The sequence below is a fragment of the Pseudomonas sp. MWU12-2319 genome (assembly GCF_023242525.1).
Lineage (GTDB): Bacteria > Pseudomonadota > Gammaproteobacteria > Pseudomonadales > Pseudomonadaceae > Aquipseudomonas > Aquipseudomonas gingeri_D.
In genome coordinates this window covers 369,796-388,254 of record NZ_JALJES010000001.1, presented here as the reverse complement: position 1 = coordinate 388,254, position 18,459 = coordinate 369,796, and the positions used below count along the sequence as shown (strand labels likewise).

Here is an 18,459-nt window from a genome sequence, read left to right as displayed (position 1 = left end):
TACGATCCATATCTTGCCTGGTGGTCAGGACCGGGCAGTTGTTTATTGGCCTGTTGGCGTTGCACCCAGGATTAGCCGTTCGTCTCTTGTGAATGAAGGGCGTGCTATTGGCGAGTCACGCCTCGTTTCAACCTTTGCTTTTCCTTCCCCAGGGGCCAATAACCCGCTTGTTGGCCATGTCCGCAAAAAAGTCCTAGCGATACGCAAAATCCTCCTAACCCTCTTGGTGTTGCCCTGACTAAGGTAGCCACAAGCAGTGCAAAAAGAGCTGCTTTCCCCGGAAGAGCAACTATCGAAATGAGGTGTACAAAATGACTCTGCAAACAATCAAAACTTCGGTAATGAAGTTCGCCAAAGATGAAAACGGCCTGACCATCGTCGAATACGCGGTGGCCGGTGGGTTAATCACAGTGGCTGTCGCAGCCATATTCGTGAAGTTGGGGGGCGCGGTGAATACCCAAATCACGGCGCTGTGCGCAGCGGTCAAAGGTGCGGCCTGCTGATAGGCAATTGCCGTTGGGTGACACGGCGATGCCCATGGAACAGGCAGCTGTTTTTTATCCTTGCTGATGAGGCTGCCGGGCAACTTTCTCAATGGACTTCGCTCGACCTCTACCAACGTATGTTCTAAGCGGTTTTACCGCTGGAGTGGGAGAGAAACATGATGCTGCAAACAATAGGAACTTCGCTACGCAAGTTCGCCAAAGATGAAGATGGCCTGACCATTGTGGAATATGCGGTGGCGGGTGGATTGATTACGGTCGCTGTGGCTGTCGCCTTCACACTACTGGGCGGCAGTGTCAGTGCCAAGATCACGGCACTGTGCCAAATCGTCAATAACAACGTTGCGTGCTGACGATTAATCCCTTGCAGGGAGAAGCCCCATGTCCACGGAAATGCTGGTTTCGACTGTTTTGCTGATAGGACTGTTGGGCGTGGCGGTGGTGAGCGATCTGCTGCACCACCGTATTCCCAATACCTTGGTCCTGTTGGGACTTGCCTTGGGATTGGTCGGTCAGATGTATGCAGGAGGTGTAAGCGGATTGGGCGGCAGCCTGTTAGGCATCTTGATCTGTTTTGCGCTGTTCCTGCCCATGTACGCGCTCGGTGGCATGGCTGCCGGTGATGTCAAATTGATGGCTGTGGTTGGCGGTTTTTTACCCTTCCATTACGCGATATGGGCCGCGCTATTCAGCCTGATCGCCGGTGGCGTGTGCGGTTTGCTGATAGTGCTGGTTCGCGGTCAATTGTTTAAGACCCTGGGGCGCTATTGGCTGATTCTGAGGGCGCAGGCCTACCTGGCGCCGACTTCAGATGAAGTGGCCGGCAAGCCGTTCCCTTATTCGATTGCCATTTTGCTCGGTACGTTAAACACCGTCCATTGGCAACTCTTTGCCAATGGGTTGGGAGGTTAGTCATGCACGTCGTCGAGAGTGATGCCTGCCACAGTGAGCGAGAAGCGGTGCAGCGACTGGCCCCCCAGCCGTGCTCTATCAGCGAGACGGGCCTGACGGATAGTTTTCTCGGCGAGTTGGTGTGCAAGCACTTGTACGACGCCGGCGTGCTGGACATGTCGCGGCTGGTAGAACGCCTGGCGCTGACCGGTGCGGTCATGGAAGAGGTCCTGACGTTTTTACGCAAGGATGGGCGGGTCGAGGTGCTGGGTCAGTTCGGCGCACAAACGGGCGGGCAATCGCTGCGTTATGGCTTGACTGAACGCGGTCGTGGTGCTGCCCGCGATGCCCTGTCGCGTAGCGGCTATATCGGTGCGGCACCGTTCCCGGTGAGTACCTACCGCTCCCTGCTCAAGGTGCAGACCATTCACCACGGACATATCAATGCTCACGATATGCACACGGCGCTGAGCGGTATGGTGCTCTCCGAGGGGATGCTTGATCAACTGGGCGTGGCGCTGAACTCCGGGCGCGCGATCATGATTTATGGTCCGGCGGGTACCGGCAAGACCTATGTCAGCAGTCGCTTGATTCGCCTGTTTGACGAGGCCATCTGGGTGCCCCAGGCCATCGTGATCAATGAGTCGGTGATCGAGATTTATGACCCTCAGGTGCATCAGCGCCTGGATGATCACGGTCAACAGAACAATCTGATGCTCAACGAAGGGATCGACCGTCGCCTGCTTTGCTGCAAACGCCCGATCGTCATCACCGGCGGTGAGTTGAGCATGGAACAGCTGGACGTGCGTTATGACCCCTTCACCCGTCAGTACCAGGCCGCCTTGCAGCTCAAGGCCAGCAATGGCCTGTTCATCATCGATGACATGGGCCGCCAGCGCATGGCTCCCGCCGAACTGTTGAATCGCTGGATCGTCCCGATGGAGGAAAAGCGCGACTTCCTCAACCTCGGCGGCGGCCGGCATTGCGAGCTGCCGTTCGATCTGATTCTGGTGTTCTCAACCAACCTCAATCCCCTGGAGTTGGCCGACGAGGCCTTCTTGCGGCGGATTGGCTACAAGCTGCAATTCGGTTACCTGAAGCCCGATGAGTACGAACGGATCTGGCAACAGGAGTCCGAGCGCCTGGGCATTCGCTATGACCCGACGCTGGTGCGCTATGCCCTGCAGAAACTTTACGCCGTTGAAGGCATGCCCCTGGTGCCTTGCCATCCCCGTGATCTCCTGAGCATGGCGCTCGATCGTCAGCGTTACCAGGGCGGTTCCGGGCCACTGTCGCCGCAGGAACTGGAATGGGCCTGGCGCAACTACTTCGTCCAGCTCGACTTTCTTTGAGTAGGAGATACCGATATGAGCTCTCGTACCGCAACCCTGATTGGTGTTTCCCTGGTCATGGGCCTGGGCGCCGCCTGGATGGCCAACTCCTGGCTGAGCGCACGGCTCAATGCCAGCCCGGATGATCACCTGCGCAGCGTGGTGGTCGCCACGGTCGAGATTCCTTTCGGGCAGATGGTCGAGGCCCAGCAGGTCACGACCGTCCGCATGCCTATGGATACGATCCCGGACGATGCCTTCGATTCCAGCGACAAAGCCGTGGGCAAGATCGCCACGTTCGACATTCTGCGCGGGGACATCGTACGCGGTGCACGCTTGAGCGAACACCTGGGGGGCAGCACCTTGGCCTCGCTGATTGCACCCGACAAACGTGCCATTTCGGTACGGGTGGACGATGTGGTCGGCGTCGGCGGGTTCCTGTTGCCTGGTAACCGGGTCGATGTGCTGGCCACCAAACACGCCGATGGCAACGGCAACAATGCCGTATCCAGAACCATCCTCGAGAACTTGAGGGTGTTGGCGGTGGATCAGACCGCGGGCACCGATAAGACACAGCCGGTGGTGGTGCGTGCAGTGACACTGGAAATGACCGCCGCCGAGGCGGAGGCCCTGGTCACGGCGCAGACCGAAGGCAAGTTGCAACTGGCCCTGCGCAATCCGCTGAACAGCGAGAAAAAGCCCGCGACCGTCGCGCCTGTTGTGCAGGCCGTGGCAATGGCCAGCGAAACGGCGCCAAGGCGCGTGGTGCACCGTAGCGGCGGTGGCGGTGGGGCTATAACCGTTATTCGTGGCACCGAAGCCCATGTAGTCAATGTGCACTGACAGGACGCAATAGGTGCCTGGACAGCCAGGCGATGTTATCGGCAGGTGAGGGATTTATGATGTGTCCTCGAATTCAACAGCCGTTTTCGGTAACGCCAAGGCGCCAGCGGGGATCGGTGACCGTACTGATGGTGATCGCGTTGGCGGCGATCGGCATCATGGCTGCATTGGCGCTGGACGGCGGCCACCTGCTGCTGAACAAGACCCGCCTGCAAAATGCGGTGGACGCCGCGGCCCTGAGTGGCGCCAAAACCCTGAGCCAGGTCACCGGGGGTATCGGGATCGCCAGCACCACGCGCACTGCCGCGCTGAATACGCTGACGTTGAATGCCAATGCCACCGGCAACAGCGAACTGGCCACGGCCATCGGTGGCAGCGCCGGCACCTTCGCGGTGGTCGAACTGGCCAACAGCGTCTACGGGCCGTTCTCCTATCCGGGGCCGGCGAATGCCACTTATGTTCGGGTAACGGTAGCGAACTATCACCTGAACGGTTTTTTCTGGAAATTCGCCCAGTTATTCGGCGCTGGCGGTCTGGGCAGCAAGGCGGTGGCGGCGATGGCCACCGCTGGACCCAGCCCCACCAGCCCCTGTGATCTCGCACCACTGATGGTCTGTGGTGACCCAAACCAATACAACCCGAGCGCCGGGGTGTTCTGGGGTTATCACTTCGGTGATTTGCAGGATTTGAAAACGGGCTCTGGCTCTTCGTCCGCGATTGGCCCAGGCAACTTTCAACTGCTCGATTTCGGTTCGGGTGGCAGTACGGTCAGGGATGATCTGGCCGGAGGCGGCCTGGTGTGTCGCAGCGTTGGGCAAAATGTCACGACCGCACCAGGCAACAAAGTTGGCCCTACGTCCCAAGGATTGAACACCCGCTTCGGTCAGTACTCCGGAGGAGGGATCAGTGCCGCGCAGTATCCGCCAGACCTGATCGTCAGCTACAGCACGCCCGCGATCACCTGGAACAGCTCCAGTACACCTCCACGGGCGGAGTACAAGGGCCAGCCTGTCACGTCGAGTAATGGCAATCTCTCCGCTGGTGGTACGGCGCTCCTGGGCTACAACGACTGGCTGGCGAGTTCCGCCGGGTGTGTTGCCGGTTCAGGCACGGGGTGCCAGAGCGGTGGAGTCTTCGAACGACGGATGCTGAAAGTCGTGATTGGCAACTGCACCGGGCAAAACAACGGTGCCACCTCGATTCCCGTCCTGGGTTTTGGCTGTTATTTCGTGGTCCAGCCGGCCGCCAGCGGCGGAAGTACTTCGGAGATCTTCGGCCAGTTCGTCCAGGAGTGCGAAGGCGATAACGTGCCGGGTCCCAATCCTTCGGGTGATTCCGGCCCGCAGATCATTCAGCTCTACAAAACCTATATCAATGGCAGCAGCACTCCGAGCAACGACTCGTAGGGGGCGTCATGGGACCTCACACGTTTAAACAACCAAGGGGCCAACAAGGAGTGGCCTTGGTGGAATTCACTCTGGTCTTGCCGTTGCTGTTGCTGCTGTTACTGGCCCTCGGTGAGTTCGGCCGAATGCTGTTTCAGTACAACACCCTGTTACAGGCCAGCCGCGATGCCGGCCGTTACGTGGCCAGCCAGGCCTGGAACTCGACGCTCGGTACTGTTGCCTTGAGCAGCACGCTGCTGACCCAGACGAAAAACGTGGCGGTCTATGGTGTGCCTGCCAGCACCGGGACAGCGGTGGTGTCGGGGTTGACGAGCGCAAATGTGGCGGTCTCCGTGCTGGGCACCGACCATGTGCAGGTCACCATTACCTATACCTTCTGCCCGGTGATCGGCGCAGGCAATTGTACCGGCTCGATCAGAGGGCTGTTTCCCACGCCGATTGCGCTGAGTATTCCGCTGGTCGCCACGACTGTCATGAGGGTCCTGTGATGAATCGCAGACAGATGCGCGGGGTGTATGTGGTGGAGTTCGCCTTCATCGGCTTGCTGGTGTTCATTCTGTTGTTTGGCGTGCTGGAAATGGGCCGCCTGTACTTCACCGTGAATGCCCTTGATGAATCCGTACGGCGCGGCGCGCGCCTGGCGGCGGTGTGCAATATCAGCGATCCGATCGTCTTGCAGCGGGCGATCTTCAACGCTGCGGGCAACACAGGTTCGAGCCCGCTGATCAGCAATCTGAACACCGGCAACCTGACGCTGACCTATCTGGACAGCAACGGTGCCGTGGTGGCCAACCCCACCGACACCACCAGTTCCACGGGCTTCCGTGCCATCCGTTATGTCCAGCTGAGCCTGCAGGGCTACGTGTTCAATTTATTCATTCCCGGGTTTGGCGTACCTATTACCTTGCCCACCTTCAGGGCGACCTTGCCACGCGAAGCCCTTGGACATCATTCCGAATCAGGGGAGGTCACTCCATGCTGAATACAAAGGAAACTCCGTTAACCCTCGCGACCGGCAAACCCGGGCTGCGATTGCTGATCAGCAGCCGTGATGCCACGGCGTTGCGTGATCTGCAAAGCGTTTGCCAGCGCGTAGCGAGCCTGGAAGTGAGCACTCGCCTGGTGAGCAATGGGCATGTCGACCCGCTCTATGGTCTGGAGCGGATGCCCGATCTGTTGTTGGTACGCGTCAGCCACCTGTGGCGCGAGGAACTGGCGGCACTGCTCCAGCGTCCGGCCCATGAGCGTCCGCCGCTGTTGGTGTGCGGCTCGCTGAGTGATCAGGAGGGTATGCGCCTGGCAATGCAGGCCGGCGCTCGTGATGTCTTGCCGGAGCCGATTGCCGAGACGGAATTGGTGGCCGCCTTGAATCGTCTGGTCGTGGAGGTCCGGGTCAGCAGTGGGGTCGAAGGCAAACTGATCGCCGTGATGAGCGCCAAGGGCGGCTCCGGCGCTACCTTGCTGGCTTGCAATCTGGCCCATCAGCTCAGCGTCAAGGGCGGCAATACCCTGTTGCTGGATATGGATCTGCAATTTGGCAGCGTGACGCATTACCTGGATGTGGCGCAGTCGCATAGCCATCTGGAGGTATTGCAGCAGGTCGAGGAGATGGACGGGGTCGCATTGCGCGGATTTTGCAGCCACTTCAGCCCGACCTTGCATGTGCTTGGTGGCCGGGCCGGCGAGCTGTACCTGCCGCAGGATGCCCAGTCCGAACAACTCGATACCTTGTTGCAGTTGGCCCGCTCAAGCTATGACTGGGTGGTGGTCGACCTGCCGCGACAGATCGACCACCTGACCAGCTCCGTGCTGGAGCAGGCGGATCGGGTCTATGTCGTGGTGCAACAGAGCGTCAGCCATCTTCGTGATGCCAGCTCCCTGTTGCGGATTCTTCGCGAAGACCTCGGCGTGCGCGGCGATCAATTGCAGGTGGTGGTCAATCGCTATGACAAAGCGGCAGCGATCAGTCTCAAGGATATCGGCGAGGCGCTGCGTTGCGCGAATCTGCTGCATTTGCCCAACGACTTCAATCTGGTCAGCCAGAGCCAGAACTCAGGTGTGCCGTTGGGGCTACAAGCGCCGCGGGCTGCAATCACCGTCGCCATGCGCGAGATGACCGAGCAGTTGGCCGGTAACCGGATGACCGGGGACAAAAGCGTGTTCAAACGCGTCTTCAACCGTTTTTTCAGGGGATAACCCATGATCAGCGACTTTCGTAACCGCTTGCGCAAACAGTCCGGCAAACCCGCCGTATCGTTGCTGGGTCAGCAGGGCGATGACCTGCCGGATCCTGCCGAGGAGTTGATGGCGTGGGAGCGTGCAGCGCCGGACATTCTTTATGAGACCAAGAGCCAGGTCACTCCGGTGGAGGCCGAGTGGCGGGAAAAGATCTATCAGCAATTGCTTAAAGTCATGGACCTGTCCTTGCTCGACTCGCTTGAGCAGGCCGAAGCGACCCGGCAGATTCGTGATATTTGCCAGCGTCTGCTGGATGAGCATTCAGCACCGGTCAGTTCGGTCAGCCGCCAGTTGATCATCAAGCAGATTACCGACGAGGTGCTCGGTCTTGGCCCGTTGGAACCGTTGCTGGCGGATCAAAGCGTGTCCGATATCCTGGTCAACGGCCATGCCTCGGTCTATGTCGAGCGCTTCGGCAAGTTGCAGCGGACCGATGTGCGCTTTCGCGACGATCAGCATTTGCTGAACATCATCGACCGTATCGTTTCCAGCCTGGGGCGGCGTATCGACGAGTCTTCGCCTTTGGTGGATGCGCGGCTCAAGGATGGTTCGCGGGTCAACGCGATTATCCCGCCATTGGCCATCGACGGCCCGAGCATGTCGATTCGCCGCTTTGCCGTGGACCTGCTCAACACCGACAGCCTGATCCAGGTCGGGACCTTGACCCCGGGCATTGCTTTGCTGCTCAAGGCGATTGTGCGTGGACGTTTGAACGTCTTGATCTCCGGTGGTACCGGCAGCGGCAAGACCACCATGCTCAATGTGCTGTCCAGTTTTATTCCGCAAAACGAGCGGATCGTCACCATTGAAGACTCGGCCGAGTTGCAACTGCAGCAGCCGCATGTAGTGCGTCTGGAAACCCGTCCTTCGAATATCGAGGGGCGTGGCGAGGTGAGCCAGCGCGAATTGGTGCGCAACAGTCTGCGGATGCGCCCGGACCGCATTGTGATCGGCGAAGTGCGTGGCGCCGAGGCGCTGGACATGCTGACGGCGATGAACACCGGCCACGACGGCTCGTTGACCACGATCCACGCCAATACCGCGCGCGATGCATTGGGGCGAATCGAGAACATGGTGTCGATGACCGGGGCGACTTTCCCGATCAAGGCCATGCGTCAGCAGATTGCATCGGCCATCGATGTGGTGATCCAGCTGGAGCGTCAGGAGGATGGCAAACGGCGCCTGGTCAGCGTGCAGGAGGTCAACGGCATGGAAGGCGAGATCATCACCATGACCGAAATTTTTTCCTTTGCCCGCAGTGGCATGGGCGAACAGGGCGAAGTGCTCGGCGAGTATCGGCCCAGCGGCATGATTCCGGCCTTTCGCGACGTGCTGGCCAAGCGTGGCATCGAGTTGCCGCTCGCCCTGTTCAGGCCTGAATGGATGGAGGGACGGCAGTCATGAACGCTATCTCGGGTGAATTCATTCTGATCTTTCTCGGCATGGTGTTTATTGCCGTCTTTCTCCTGGCCCAGGGCGTGACGGTGCCGGTGTTCGGGGAGGCGGGCAAGATGCGCAAGCGCATTCGCGGTCGCCTGCACGTGCTGGAGAAAGCCAACAACCTGCCGAATATGCAGACCGTGCTGCGGCAGAAATACCTGACCCGCTTGTCGCCACTGGAGGCCATGCTTGAGCAACTGCCGCTCATGGCCAATCTGACACAGTTGATTGAGCAGTCCGGACATGACTATCGGGCCTATCGGCTGCTATTGCTCGGGATCGCCTTGGGAGGCGGGGGCGCGGCGCTGGTCTTGCTGCTGGCCTCACCCTGGTGGATGGCGCTGGCGGTTGCCGTGGTGCTGGCCTGGCTGCCGCTGCTGAAAATCTTCCGCGACCGTAACAAACGCTTTGCGGCGTTCGAAGAAGGCTTGCCGGATGCGCTGGATGCCATGTGCCGGGCGCTGCGCGCCGGTCATCCATTCAACGAAACCCTGCGTTTGGTTGCCGAAGAACACAAGGGGCCGGTGGCTCATGAGTTTGGCCTGACCTTCGCCGATATCAACTATGGCAATGATGTACGCCGGGCCATGCTCGGTCTGCTGGAACGTATGCCGAGCATGACGGTGATGATGCTGGTGACGTCGATCCTCATTCATCGCGAGACCGGCGGCAATCTGACCGAGGTGCTGGAGCGTTTGAGTCGGCTGATCCGCGGGCGCTTCCGCTTTCAGCGCAAGGTCAAGACCTTGTCGGCTGAAGGACGTATGTCGGCCTGGGTGCTGGTGTCCATTCCTTTTGTACTGGCAACGGCGATCCTGGTCACGACCCCCAGCTACCTGCCGGTACTGAGCAATGACCCCCTCGGCCATAAGCTGATCATCGGGGCATTCTGCGCAATGCTGGTCGGGATTCTCTGGATCCGCAAAATCATCCGGATCCAGGTTTAAGTGGTTTTCGCTACGCGGAGGTGCGGGTCATGGACTATCTACTCGGGTTGTTCAGTCGGGTGACGAGTAATGAGGCGCTGGCACGCCTGTTGTTCGTCAGTGCGATCGGTATGAGTGCGGTGTTGGCGGTGGTTACCCTGATGTTATTGTTCCTGGGGCTTCAGGATCCAATGCGGCGGCGTCTTGCACTGATCAAGCGCGGGCATTTCGGCAGCACGGTGGGAGCCGATGCCCCCGGTAATCTGCAACTGTTGCTGGAAAGGGTCGGTCAGCGCTTTGGTTCAACCGAAGCCGCCCAGGCGTCGGCAACCCAGTTGCTGTTGATACACGCGGGATACCGTTCGTCTTCGGCGGCGCAGATGTACTGGGCGGTGCGCTTGCTGCTGCCGCTGGTATTGGTCGGTCTTGCGCTGCTGGTGTTACCACTGATTCCCAGGCTTTCCCTGGCCCCGGGCCTGTTGCTGTTGATCCTGGTAGCGGGCATCGGCTGGTTGCTGCCTGGACTGTATGTCAGCAAGCGCAAGCAGCTGCGACAAGGCAGGCTGCGCGCGGCCTTTCCGGATGCGCTGGATCTGATGGTGGTCTGCGTGGAGTCGGGTCTGGCCTTGCCGACGACCATCGAACGGGTGGCTGAAGAGATGTCGGTCAGTCAGGTCGAACTGGCCGAGGAGCTGGCCCTGGTCAATGCGCAAATCCGTGCCGGCATCAGCAGTACCGAGGCGCTGAAGCAACTGGCCGTGCGTACCGGGCTGGAAGATGTGCAAGGCTTGGTCAGTCTCTTGGGGCAGAGCATCCGCTTCGGCACCAGCGTGGCCGATACCCTGCGTATCTACGCCGATGAGTTCCGCGATCGGCGTACGCAGGCCGCCGAAGAAATGGGCGCGAAAATCGGTACCAAGCTGATCTTCCCGCTGATTTTCTGTCTATGGCCGAGTTTCTTCCTGATCGCGATCGGCCCGGCCATGATCGGGGTGCTCAACGCTTTCGGGATGCCGTGAGGTCAGCGCGACTCAGTCACGGAGGTGACTCATTTGCTGCTCATATTTCCCGATGCCTTTTGATCAAAATGCTCGGGAATCGGATAGGTGAAGCTATTGAGCCAGCGCTGCATGGCCAGATCACGTTCGGTGGCCGAAACGCTTTGCAGTCGCGGCGAGGCCACCACACCGCGAATCTGTAGTTGCATCCACTGTTCAGTGCCTTGTTGCGGTGCTGAAGAGGGGCCGGGCTCAATCGCCCAGGCGGTCGTGGACAGGCAAGCCATGCAGACTATCAACAGCCTCTTGGTATTCATCTCGATTCCTCGTTTTTCCTACTTGATCGCATTGGTTGAGGCATCGACTACCTCGGCCGTGCGACTGCCCTCGGAAACCAGCGCTTTCTTGCCTGGGGTCTTGAGTCTTGCTGCGCGAGTTTGAGCGTCGGTGACCTGCTTGGGGCTCAGGTTGGCGCGGTTCGCCAGTTCGGCAGCCTGCTTCCAGTTATCCTGATAGATCAGCAGTGTCACCATATTCAGTGCCGCCAGTGAATCGGACTGCTTGAGCTCCATGGCGGTCAGAAACTCGAAACGTGCTTCATTGATCCGTTGCTGATTGAGGTAGACCACCCCCAGGTCATTGCGGATTTTTTCGTCGGTGGGCGCCATCTTCTTCGCCCGCTCAAGGTGCTCCATGGCGGCCGCGTTATCGTTCCTGGCCGCGGCCAACTGGCCCAGGCCATGCTCGCCTTCAGCGGCCAGACAAGTGCCGAGCAGGCCCTGATACAACGGTTCGGCGTCGTTACGCCCAAGCAGGCGCAGTATTCGTGCCTTGCGCAGGCGCACCTGAACCAGGTTGTCAGGCAGTCCTTCCAGGTTCGCCAGGCTGGCATACAACCGGCCATCGTTGGTCATGTCGTCGGCCAGGTTCAGGCTCAACTGCTGATCCGAGCTGGGACTGGCGCAGCTACTTGGTCTTGAAGACAGGCCATTGCTGGCACAACCTGCGAGCATCACTGTCGCCGCTATGGCTACGAGCGCTTTCATAGAGCCTCCTCCGGCTACAACAGGGTGAACGCTTGGCCAATGGCAACCAATCTGGCCGGGGAGAAACGCTCAAGATCATTGGCGTGACGAGTGATGGCACGCCAGCTCGGGTTCAGTTTCGGGCTCATTGCGAGAGTCCCATGCGATTGTCGAAGTCGCCGCTATCGAGGAAGTACATACGGTAGAAGTTCGGGTCGTAGTTGCGCAGTTGCTCGCCGGGCAACGATGGGAGTTGCGCGTTGGCGGCCAGTGGCTGGACCAGGTGCGGGGTGACGATCATCAACAGTTCGCGCTCTTCACGGTTAATGGTGTTATTGCGGAAGAATGCGCCGAGAATCGGAATATCGCCCAACCCGGGAAACTTGTTCACCTGGGAGCTGTTGTTGGTGCTGATCAGGCCGCTGATGACGAAACTTTCGCCGTCGGCCAGGGAAATGCTGGTGTCGGTACGTCGCACGGTCAGCGCCGGGACCACGGTACCGGCGATCTGCACGGCGTTGGTGAAGTCCAGCTCGCTCACCTCGGGGGCCACTTTCAGGGCAATGCGATTTTTTCCGATGATGGTCGGGGTCAGGGTCAGGCGGACACCGAACTCCTTGTACTCGATGGAGATGTTGTTGCTGCTTGAGCTGGGCACCGGAATCGGTACTTCGCCACCGGCAAGAAAACTCGCACTCTGGCCGCTGAGGGCCACCAGGCTTGGCCGTGCCAGGGTGTAGGCAAAGCCACTGCCTTCCAGGGCATTGATCATCCCCAGCACATTGCCGCCGCCAAAGCCGATATTGAAAGTGCCGTTATTCAGCGGGATGTTTGGCGCCAGGCTACCAATGCGGCCCGGGGTCACAGTGACCCCGGGCACAGTGCCCGGCGAGCCGAACAGAAAGTTGCCGCTTTTGCCGAAGATCGACGTGCTGGCCTCTTTCAATTTGGTACGACTGACTTCGACGAAGCGAATGTCGGTTTGCACCTGGCTCGGCAGCAGCGGGTCTTCGGAAGGCATCGTCGACAGGCTGGTCAGTGCCGAAGTGGCCTTGCCCTTGACGAACACCATGCTTTGGCGAGGTGTCGGCGAACAGCTGGTCCAGACCATCAGGCTGGTGGTTCCCGGAGTGACGCCGGTGAGGATAAAGGCACTACCGCCGCTGGTTTGCACGTCGGCAATTTTCGGGTCGCCCACTGCCAGTTGGGTAATCGCGACCGGCATGCGCAGTTCATCCTGAAGTCCCTGGCCGACCTCGAACACGCTGGGCAAACTGGCCAATTGCGAGCAGTTGCCTGCGGCGGCGTGAGCTGCGTCCATGCCAAGGACCAGCAGCAACAGGCCATGAGTCATTGTTTTCAGAGCGGGCAGGGTACGATCGTGCATAACTTCATCCTCGCCGAACAGGCCGTCTGTGGGTTGAACCAGGGTGCCCCAGGCCAGCCCAACCACCAATGGATTGCGCAATATCCTTGATACCGCGCACGACCAGACGTCAGACGCTGGTCTGACTGCTCCGTTATCTGATCGCTGAACACTACGTGGGTAATTCAAGCCGGTATGGCTTGTTCTTTGTTTGACGGTAGTTCAATCAAGGCAAAGCGCCATAAAAGAAAGCGTTGAATGTAAATATGCGTGCGACAGCGCAATCTGATTACCGGAGGAATGTTCGACGATGGCTCGTCGATTGGCCATCACTCATCTCCAGCCGCACAAACCCGCGCCCGGCCGCCACGCTTCGCCTCATAAAGCTGCACATCCGCCGCCGCCAACAGTGCCTCCGGACTGCCACCGAGTGCAGGCAGCAGCGTCGCCACACCCGAGGAGGTGGTGACCACCCGATCAACCTCCGAGCCGAGATGCTCGATATCCAGCGCCCGGATACGCTCCTGCATGGCCTCGGCTATCCTGGCCGCGTCTTCAAGCTTCGTTTTCGGCAAAATGCAGGCGAACTCCTCGCCGCCATACCTCGCCACCTTGTCATGGGGACGCCGGAGCGACTCGCAAAGCGTCTTGGCAACCAACTTCAGGCAGCTGTCTCCGCTCTGATGGCCATAGCGGTCGTTGTAACGCTTGAAGTAGTCGATATCCAGCAAGATAAGGGACATGGGCACCTTGTCGCGCAAGCACTGGCGCCAATTGGTGAGCAAATCGTCATCGAACTTGCGTCGATTGCCCACACCAGTCAAGCCGTCCAGAAAGGCGTGCGCACGCAACAAGTCACCCTGCAATTTCAAGGTCAGGTGAGTTTGGACCCGGGCGCGGACGATCACCGAGTTGATGGGTTTTACAATAAAGTCGACCGCCCCGAGCCCCAGTGCAATGACTTCATCCGCGGCCTGGTTCTGCGCGGTGATGAAGATGATCGGTATCGTGCTCGTCAACGGATCGGCCTTGAGTCGGCGGCACACCTCGTGGCCATCGATATCCTCCATCACCACGTCGAGCAGAATCAGGTCGGGCAACTCGGCCCGGCATATCTTCAGCGCCTGCTCGCCGTTGGCCGCCATGAAGATGTCGCACTGCGCGGAAAACAGTTCGTACAACACCCGGATATTAGTGGGCTGATCGTCAGCAATCAGAATCTTGGGACGTCGGTTTGTATGAAGCAGCCAATCTTCGAGAATTCGCTCCATGGTCAGGCTTGCTCCAGCATTTCATAGGCACTCAGTGCTGCGGCCGTAAAATCCAATGCCCTGACCTGTTTGATAAACGGATTGAATCGGGCCAGTCGTTCCGCCGGCGTTTGGGCAAGAAGTGCTTCCGCCGCCGCAATGGCTTGCAGGTTCGAAGCATTCAGCAGCGTGAGTATTTCGTTTAAATGCAGCCGCCATTCAGTCAAAGGCAACGCCTCTCCAGCCGGCTCAACCGGACCCGCGGGCTCGGCGAACGCTATGGTCAATTGCTCAAGGCTGGCCTGCATCAATTGCCGCAGTTCAGCACTGCAGTCATTGACCAGAGGATCGTCGGCTGCCGATGCCGCACCAGCGTTCAGCGCCTGCTCAAGCTGGCCGGCTCTTCTTGAAAGCGCGAGGGCACCCATGGTGCCGGCGCTGCCCTTGATGGCATGTAATACACTGGCGGCGCCCACCCGGTTTTTTTGCGCTATCTGCTCGTCCAGGTTCTGGAGTTGCTTTTCCGTCTCGGCACCAAAGATCTTCAGGACACTGCGTATCAGGTTCAGGTTTCCATCCAGCCGCTTGACGATCGAAGCATGGTCTTCAATAAGTTCGTCTTGTTCCATGACCGGATCATTTGCGACAGGGCGCGCGACTGGTGCCGGGGGCTCTTTTCCCTCCAGTTGTGCCCGCAGCACCGAAACCAGATGCTCGATATCGATCGGTTTGCCGACATGCCCGTTCATCCCCGCCTGCAAACAGGCCTGCCGATCGGAAGAGGACGCATTGGCGGTAATCGCAATGATGGGCAGCGTGGTAAAGCGGGGGTTGGCGCGAATTCTCCGGGTCGCTTCGTAGCCATCGATGTCAGGCATCTGCACATCCATCAGCACGGCATCGAAGGACGTGTTCCCCGTTATCACGCAGTTGACCCCCTCAAAACCGCCTTCGGCCAATTGCACGGAGGCGCCCTCCGATTTCAGCAGTTCCTCGATGACCTGACGGTTCAAGGCGTTGTCTTCCACCACCAGGAAGTTGAGACCCGCAAGACGCCTTGAAGGTTTGTGCTCAAGCGCTGGAGTCTCAGTCGGTGTGTCGATGCCTTGCAACGCCCGCAAAATGACCTCGGTCAGCTGTCGGGGCGTCACGGGCTTGGTAATGAACCCGGCAAAAGGGGCATCGCCGCGATCATGGCTCTCGGCGAGGACTTCGCGCCCATAGGCGGTGATCATGACGACCACGGGCGGCGGTAACCGTCCTTTCAGTTCGCGAATCAACTTGGCCGCGCTCATGCCATTCAGATCCGGCATCCGCCAATCCATCAGGACCACGTCATAACGCTCTCCCTCATGGAGGGCTTTGCTTATCTTGTTCACGGCCTCGACACCCGAGGAGACGAGGTCGGCCTGCCATTCCAGGGCGGCCACCGTGCGCATCAGCAACTCGGCGGCAATCGGGTTGTCGTCGACCACCAGCACCCGCATTGAATGGTTGGCGGGGAGGGTCCTTGTCGTTGCGCCTGCGTCCACCTTCAGCCAGACATCGAACCAGAACCGGCTGCCCACATCAGGGCGGCTTTCCACCAGCAGATCGCCCCCCATCAGTTTGACCAGGCGCTTGCAGATGACCAGGCCGAGACCCGAGCCGCCGAAGCGGCGTGAGGTCGAGGCTTCGGCCTGATTGAAACCTTCAAAGATATGTTCTATCTGTTCGGGGCTCATGCCGATGCCGCTGTCCGTTACGGCAATTCGGACCTGGACCTTGGAGGCCGTGCGCTCCAGGAGCTCAAGACTGACGATGACCTGTCCTTTCAAGGTGAATTTGAGGGCGTTGCCGGCGAGATTGATCAAGACCTGCTGCAAGCGCAGGCTGTCGCCGATCAGGCCACTGGGGAGGGCCGGATCGATATCGAACAACACTTCGATATCCTTCTGGCCCTGGTTGCCGGCCAATACGACACCCAGGTCCTGCATCAAGGGTTCGAAGTCGAATGGATGCGGATCCAGCTGGAGCTTGCCCGCCTCGATCTTCGAATAATCGAGAATGTCATTGAGCAGCCCAAGCAGCGACTGGGCGGCTGTCTGGGCCTTGCTCACATAGTCGCGCTGACGCAGGTTCAGCGGCGTGAACTGCACCAGATGCAGCATCCCCAGCACAGCGTTCATGGGCGTGCGGATTTCATGGCTCATGTTCGCCAGGAAGGATGATTTGGCTGCGCTCGCCGCATCGGCCTGCTCCTTGGCATGGCGCAGGCTCACTTCCATTTCATGTTGGGCCGTCACGTCATGATTGATCCCGGTCATGAGGGTCGGTGTACCGCTGGCATCACGCTCGACCCGGACGCGGGTTTCCAGGTAGCGCACTCGCCCGTCGGGCAGGACGATCCGGAACGATGGCAGGCGCTGTTCGCGATCATCGATCACCGCGTTGAGTGCGGCGATGACGATCTCCAGGTCATCCGGGTGAAACCGCGAGCGCCAATGTTCGAAGTTCAGGCCATTCTCGACCAGCGCCTGTGAGTAGCCATAGATCTCGAACATACGATCATTCCAATGCAGCGTACCGTCGCACAGGTTCCATGACCAAATGCCGAGCTCGGCGATATCGGCGGCCAACAGGAGGTGGTCACGGGTGGCGGCAAGATCGCTGCGGTGTTTCTTCTGTTCGGTGATATCGGTCATGACACAGACGAAGCAGCGTTCGTCGGTGCCTTTCATTGAACTGGTGGAGGCGTAGAGTGGAAAGGTCGACCCGTCCTTGCGCAAGCCGGACAATTCCACGCTGCTACCGGTTTCAGTGAAGCTCTGCTGTGAGAATTCTGCGGTATAAGCGTTGTACGCCGCGAGGTGAGATTCCGGGACAAGCGTCCTGATATTGCGCCCGAGTATTTCCTCTGTGTCGTAGCCGAACGCCCGTTGGCCGGCTGGGTTGAGTGATCGTACCTTGCCTGCGCCATCGACCGTGATAATCGGGTTGGCGGCTGTCTCCAGGATCGCCCGGGTGGTTTCCAGGCTCGCGGCCAGCTCTTTTTCGGTTTTGCTTTGCAGGTTTACCTGGCGAATCAGGCGCAGGCCGAAAATGATCAGCACGCAGACCAGCAACCCCACTCCCGCGGCATGCCACAGCGTATCCGACCACCAGGCGGCGAGGTTTTCATCCTTCGAGAGGGCCGCGGCGACGAACAGCGGATAGTCATTCAGGCTGCGATAGCTATTCAGGCGGACCACGCCGTCCTGAGCCGAGGCAATGGAAAAGGTACCGCCTTGCGGTTGTAGTTTGTGCTCCTGGAAAAGCCGGGTAGTGGTCACGTCTGCGCCGATCAGGCGTTCTTCGAATGGACGCCGGACGGCCATGACGCCTGAGTCAAATTCCAGGGCAACGGCTCCTTCCTGCCCGATCTCGAGGCGATTATAAAACTGCGAGAAAAAATCAAGATCGATCGTGGCGGCGGCGATACCGGCAAAGCTGCCGTCTGGATTGTCAATGCGTCGCGACACCGGAATCGTCCACTTTCCCGTAGAGCGGCTGCGCAGCGGAGGCCATATCCGCACGCCCTGATCAGGGTGATTTTGATGAAAGATGAAATACTCACGATCAGAGTTGTTGTAGCTGCGCAAAGGCCCGGGTAACGAACTGACCAGCAACTCGCCATTGCGGTCGAACAGATAGAGGCCATCGAGTTGCGAGAGTTCGCTGAGTCGCGAGACAAAGAGCTGGTGCAAGCGCTCCAGTGCCGGTGCGGTGGTGCCGTCGCGTTGGACACGCTCGACAACTCCGCTCAGTACCAGGTCGGCTTCCTTGAACGTGTCGTCGGCATGTTGAGCCATCGCGCGGGAAAGGTTCGCGGTGGCGGTTGTCACTTCGCCCAGTTGTACCGAGCGAGCAGTAAAGCTGCGCCAGATATCGGAGCCAACGAGCACTGTGCACATGATGACAATGAGCAGCGTCATTCGGGATGTGAGCGAAAACCGGTATGCCACGTTTGCCTTCCCGAGAAGTAGTGGAACAACTATTGATACGGCAGTCTGGATTAAACCTGATGGTGCGGCAACTTGTCCTTGGGAAGAAATGATGCCCATCCGAGCGACCTTGTCCCAAGCCTAGACATGCTGTTACTGAATGTATCGTCGTGCGGCAAAAGAATTCCGAACGCGACGGCCGAAAAAAGCCGACCGGGTCTGTGGTTTTATATTTTTTATATAAAATTCAATGTATTACGTTTTTTATGGGTTTTTGATA

At 59.1% G+C, this 18,459-nt stretch carries 17 protein-coding genes; 12 read left to right on the top strand and 5 right to left on the bottom strand.

Translation table 11 applies throughout. The features are described from left to right. The first annotated feature begins 311 nt into the window (after positions 1 to 311). The 12 genes from M5C01_RS01540 to M5C01_RS01485 all read left to right on the top strand — a co-directional run bounded on the left by M5C01_RS01540 (position 312) and on the right by M5C01_RS01485 (position 10,597). Positions 312 to 503, top strand: a complete 192-nt coding sequence (locus M5C01_RS01540; protein WP_152737077.1) for a Flp family type IVb pilin — start codon at positions 312 to 314, stop codon at positions 501 to 503. 158 nt (positions 504 to 661) lie between these two features. Then, positions 662 to 856, top strand: coding sequence for a Flp family type IVb pilin (locus M5C01_RS01535; protein WP_152737076.1), 195 nt, complete (start codon positions 662 to 664; stop codon positions 854 to 856). Positions 857 to 884: 28 nt separating this feature from the next. Then, positions 885 to 1,415, top strand: coding sequence for a prepilin peptidase (locus tag M5C01_RS01530; protein ID WP_152737075.1), 531 nt, complete (start codon positions 885 to 887; stop codon positions 1,413 to 1,415). Between the two features lie 2 nt (positions 1,416 to 1,417). Further along, positions 1,418 to 2,746, top strand: a complete 1,329-nt coding sequence (locus tag M5C01_RS01525; protein ID WP_152737074.1) for an AAA family ATPase — start codon at positions 1,418 to 1,420, stop codon at positions 2,744 to 2,746. A 15-nt stretch (positions 2,747 to 2,761) separates the two neighbouring features. Continuing rightward, positions 2,762 to 3,568, top strand: a complete 807-nt coding sequence (cpaB, locus tag M5C01_RS01520) for a Flp pilus assembly protein CpaB (protein ID WP_152737073.1) — start codon at positions 2,762 to 2,764, stop codon at positions 3,566 to 3,568. Positions 3,569 to 3,624: 56 nt separating this feature from the next. Continuing rightward, positions 3,625 to 4,974: a TadE/TadG family type IV pilus assembly protein gene (locus tag M5C01_RS01515; RefSeq protein ID WP_152737072.1), complete on the top strand. Its 1,350-nt coding sequence runs from the start codon at positions 3,625 to 3,627 to the stop codon at positions 4,972 to 4,974. Between the two features lie 8 nt (positions 4,975 to 4,982). Further along, entirely contained in the window at positions 4,983 to 5,462 is a 480-nt protein-coding gene (locus M5C01_RS01510; protein ID WP_152737071.1) for a TadE/TadG family type IV pilus assembly protein, read from the top strand. Next, positions 5,462 to 5,956, top strand: a complete 495-nt coding sequence (locus M5C01_RS01505) for a TadE/TadG family type IV pilus assembly protein (protein ID WP_152737070.1) — start codon at positions 5,462 to 5,464, stop codon at positions 5,954 to 5,956. The genes M5C01_RS01510 and M5C01_RS01505 overlap by 1 nt, the downstream gene beginning before the upstream one ends. Next, positions 5,950 to 7,170, top strand: a complete 1,221-nt coding sequence (locus M5C01_RS01500; protein ID WP_152737069.1) for an AAA family ATPase — start codon at positions 5,950 to 5,952, stop codon at positions 7,168 to 7,170. Before M5C01_RS01505 ends, M5C01_RS01500 begins: the two co-directional genes overlap by 7 nt. A 3-nt stretch (positions 7,171 to 7,173) precedes the next feature. Further along, positions 7,174 to 8,616 (top strand): CpaF family protein, encoded by a 1,443-nt coding sequence (locus M5C01_RS01495; RefSeq protein ID WP_152737068.1) that lies wholly within the window; start codon positions 7,174 to 7,176, stop codon positions 8,614 to 8,616. Beyond that, entirely contained in the window at positions 8,613 to 9,599 is a 987-nt protein-coding gene (locus M5C01_RS01490) for a type II secretion system F family protein (protein ID WP_152737067.1), read from the top strand. The genes M5C01_RS01495 and M5C01_RS01490 overlap by 4 nt, the downstream gene beginning before the upstream one ends. A gap of 29 nt (positions 9,600 to 9,628) precedes the next feature. Beyond that, positions 9,629 to 10,597, top strand: coding sequence for a type II secretion system F family protein (locus M5C01_RS01485; RefSeq protein WP_152737066.1), 969 nt, complete (start codon positions 9,629 to 9,631; stop codon positions 10,595 to 10,597). Between the two features lie 29 nt (positions 10,598 to 10,626). Here M5C01_RS01485 and M5C01_RS01480 read toward each other — a convergent pair whose 3' ends face one another. The 5 genes from M5C01_RS01480 to M5C01_RS01460 all read right to left on the bottom strand — a co-directional run bounded on the left by M5C01_RS01480 (position 10,627) and on the right by M5C01_RS01460 (position 18,299). Continuing rightward, positions 10,627 to 10,893: a DUF3613 domain-containing protein gene (locus M5C01_RS01480; RefSeq protein WP_152737065.1), complete on the bottom strand. Its 267-nt coding sequence runs from the start codon at positions 10,891 to 10,893 to the stop codon at positions 10,627 to 10,629. Positions 10,894 to 10,911: 18 nt separating this feature from the next. Then, complete coding sequence (locus M5C01_RS01475; RefSeq protein ID WP_152737064.1) at positions 10,912 to 11,622, bottom strand: tetratricopeptide repeat protein; 711 nt, start codon at positions 11,620 to 11,622, stop codon at positions 10,912 to 10,914. Between the two features lie 124 nt (positions 11,623 to 11,746). Continuing rightward, entirely contained in the window at positions 11,747 to 12,988 is a 1,242-nt protein-coding gene (locus M5C01_RS01470; protein ID WP_152737063.1) for a type II and III secretion system protein family protein, read from the bottom strand. Between the two features lie 308 nt (positions 12,989 to 13,296). Next, positions 13,297 to 14,238: a diguanylate cyclase gene (locus tag M5C01_RS01465; protein WP_152737062.1), complete on the bottom strand. Its 942-nt coding sequence runs from the start codon at positions 14,236 to 14,238 to the stop codon at positions 13,297 to 13,299. A gap of 2 nt (positions 14,239 to 14,240) precedes the next feature. Continuing rightward, complete coding sequence (locus M5C01_RS01460; RefSeq protein WP_218586069.1) at positions 14,241 to 18,299, bottom strand: response regulator; 4,059 nt, start codon at positions 18,297 to 18,299, stop codon at positions 14,241 to 14,243. Positions 18,300 to 18,459: the final 160 nt, after the last annotated feature.

Coding starts and splice junctions, on each gene's coding strand:
- M5C01_RS01540 (WP_152737077.1), top strand. CDS start 312: ATGACTCTGCAAACAATCAAAACTTCGGTAATGAAGTTCGCCAAAGAT.
- M5C01_RS01535 (WP_152737076.1), top strand. CDS start 662: ATGATGCTGCAAACAATAGGAACTTCGCTACGCAAGTTCGCCAAAGAT.
- M5C01_RS01530 (WP_152737075.1), top strand. CDS start 885: ATGTCCACGGAAATGCTGGTTTCGACTGTTTTGCTGATAGGACTGTTG.
- M5C01_RS01525 (WP_152737074.1), top strand. CDS start 1,418: ATGCACGTCGTCGAGAGTGATGCCTGCCACAGTGAGCGAGAAGCGGTG.
- cpaB (WP_152737073.1), top strand. CDS start 2,762: ATGAGCTCTCGTACCGCAACCCTGATTGGTGTTTCCCTGGTCATGGGC.
- M5C01_RS01515 (WP_152737072.1), top strand. CDS start 3,625: ATGATGTGTCCTCGAATTCAACAGCCGTTTTCGGTAACGCCAAGGCGC.
- M5C01_RS01510 (WP_152737071.1), top strand. CDS start 4,983: ATGGGACCTCACACGTTTAAACAACCAAGGGGCCAACAAGGAGTGGCC.
- M5C01_RS01505 (WP_152737070.1), top strand. CDS start 5,462: ATGAATCGCAGACAGATGCGCGGGGTGTATGTGGTGGAGTTCGCCTTC.
- M5C01_RS01500 (WP_152737069.1), top strand. CDS start 5,950: ATGCTGAATACAAAGGAAACTCCGTTAACCCTCGCGACCGGCAAACCC.
- M5C01_RS01495 (WP_152737068.1), top strand. CDS start 7,174: ATGATCAGCGACTTTCGTAACCGCTTGCGCAAACAGTCCGGCAAACCC.
- M5C01_RS01490 (WP_152737067.1), top strand. CDS start 8,613: ATGAACGCTATCTCGGGTGAATTCATTCTGATCTTTCTCGGCATGGTG.
- M5C01_RS01485 (WP_152737066.1), top strand. CDS start 9,629: ATGGACTATCTACTCGGGTTGTTCAGTCGGGTGACGAGTAATGAGGCG.
- M5C01_RS01480 (WP_152737065.1), bottom strand. CDS start 10,893: ATGAATACCAAGAGGCTGTTGATAGTCTGCATGGCTTGCCTGTCCACG.
- M5C01_RS01475 (WP_152737064.1), bottom strand. CDS start 11,622: ATGAAAGCGCTCGTAGCCATAGCGGCGACAGTGATGCTCGCAGGTTGT.
- M5C01_RS01470 (WP_152737063.1), bottom strand. CDS start 12,988: ATGCACGATCGTACCCTGCCCGCTCTGAAAACAATGACTCATGGCCTG.
- M5C01_RS01465 (WP_152737062.1), bottom strand. CDS start 14,238: ATGGAGCGAATTCTCGAAGATTGGCTGCTTCATACAAACCGACGTCCC.
- M5C01_RS01460 (WP_218586069.1), bottom strand. CDS start 18,299: ATGGGCATCATTTCTTCCCAAGGACAAGTTGCCGCACCATCAGGTTTA.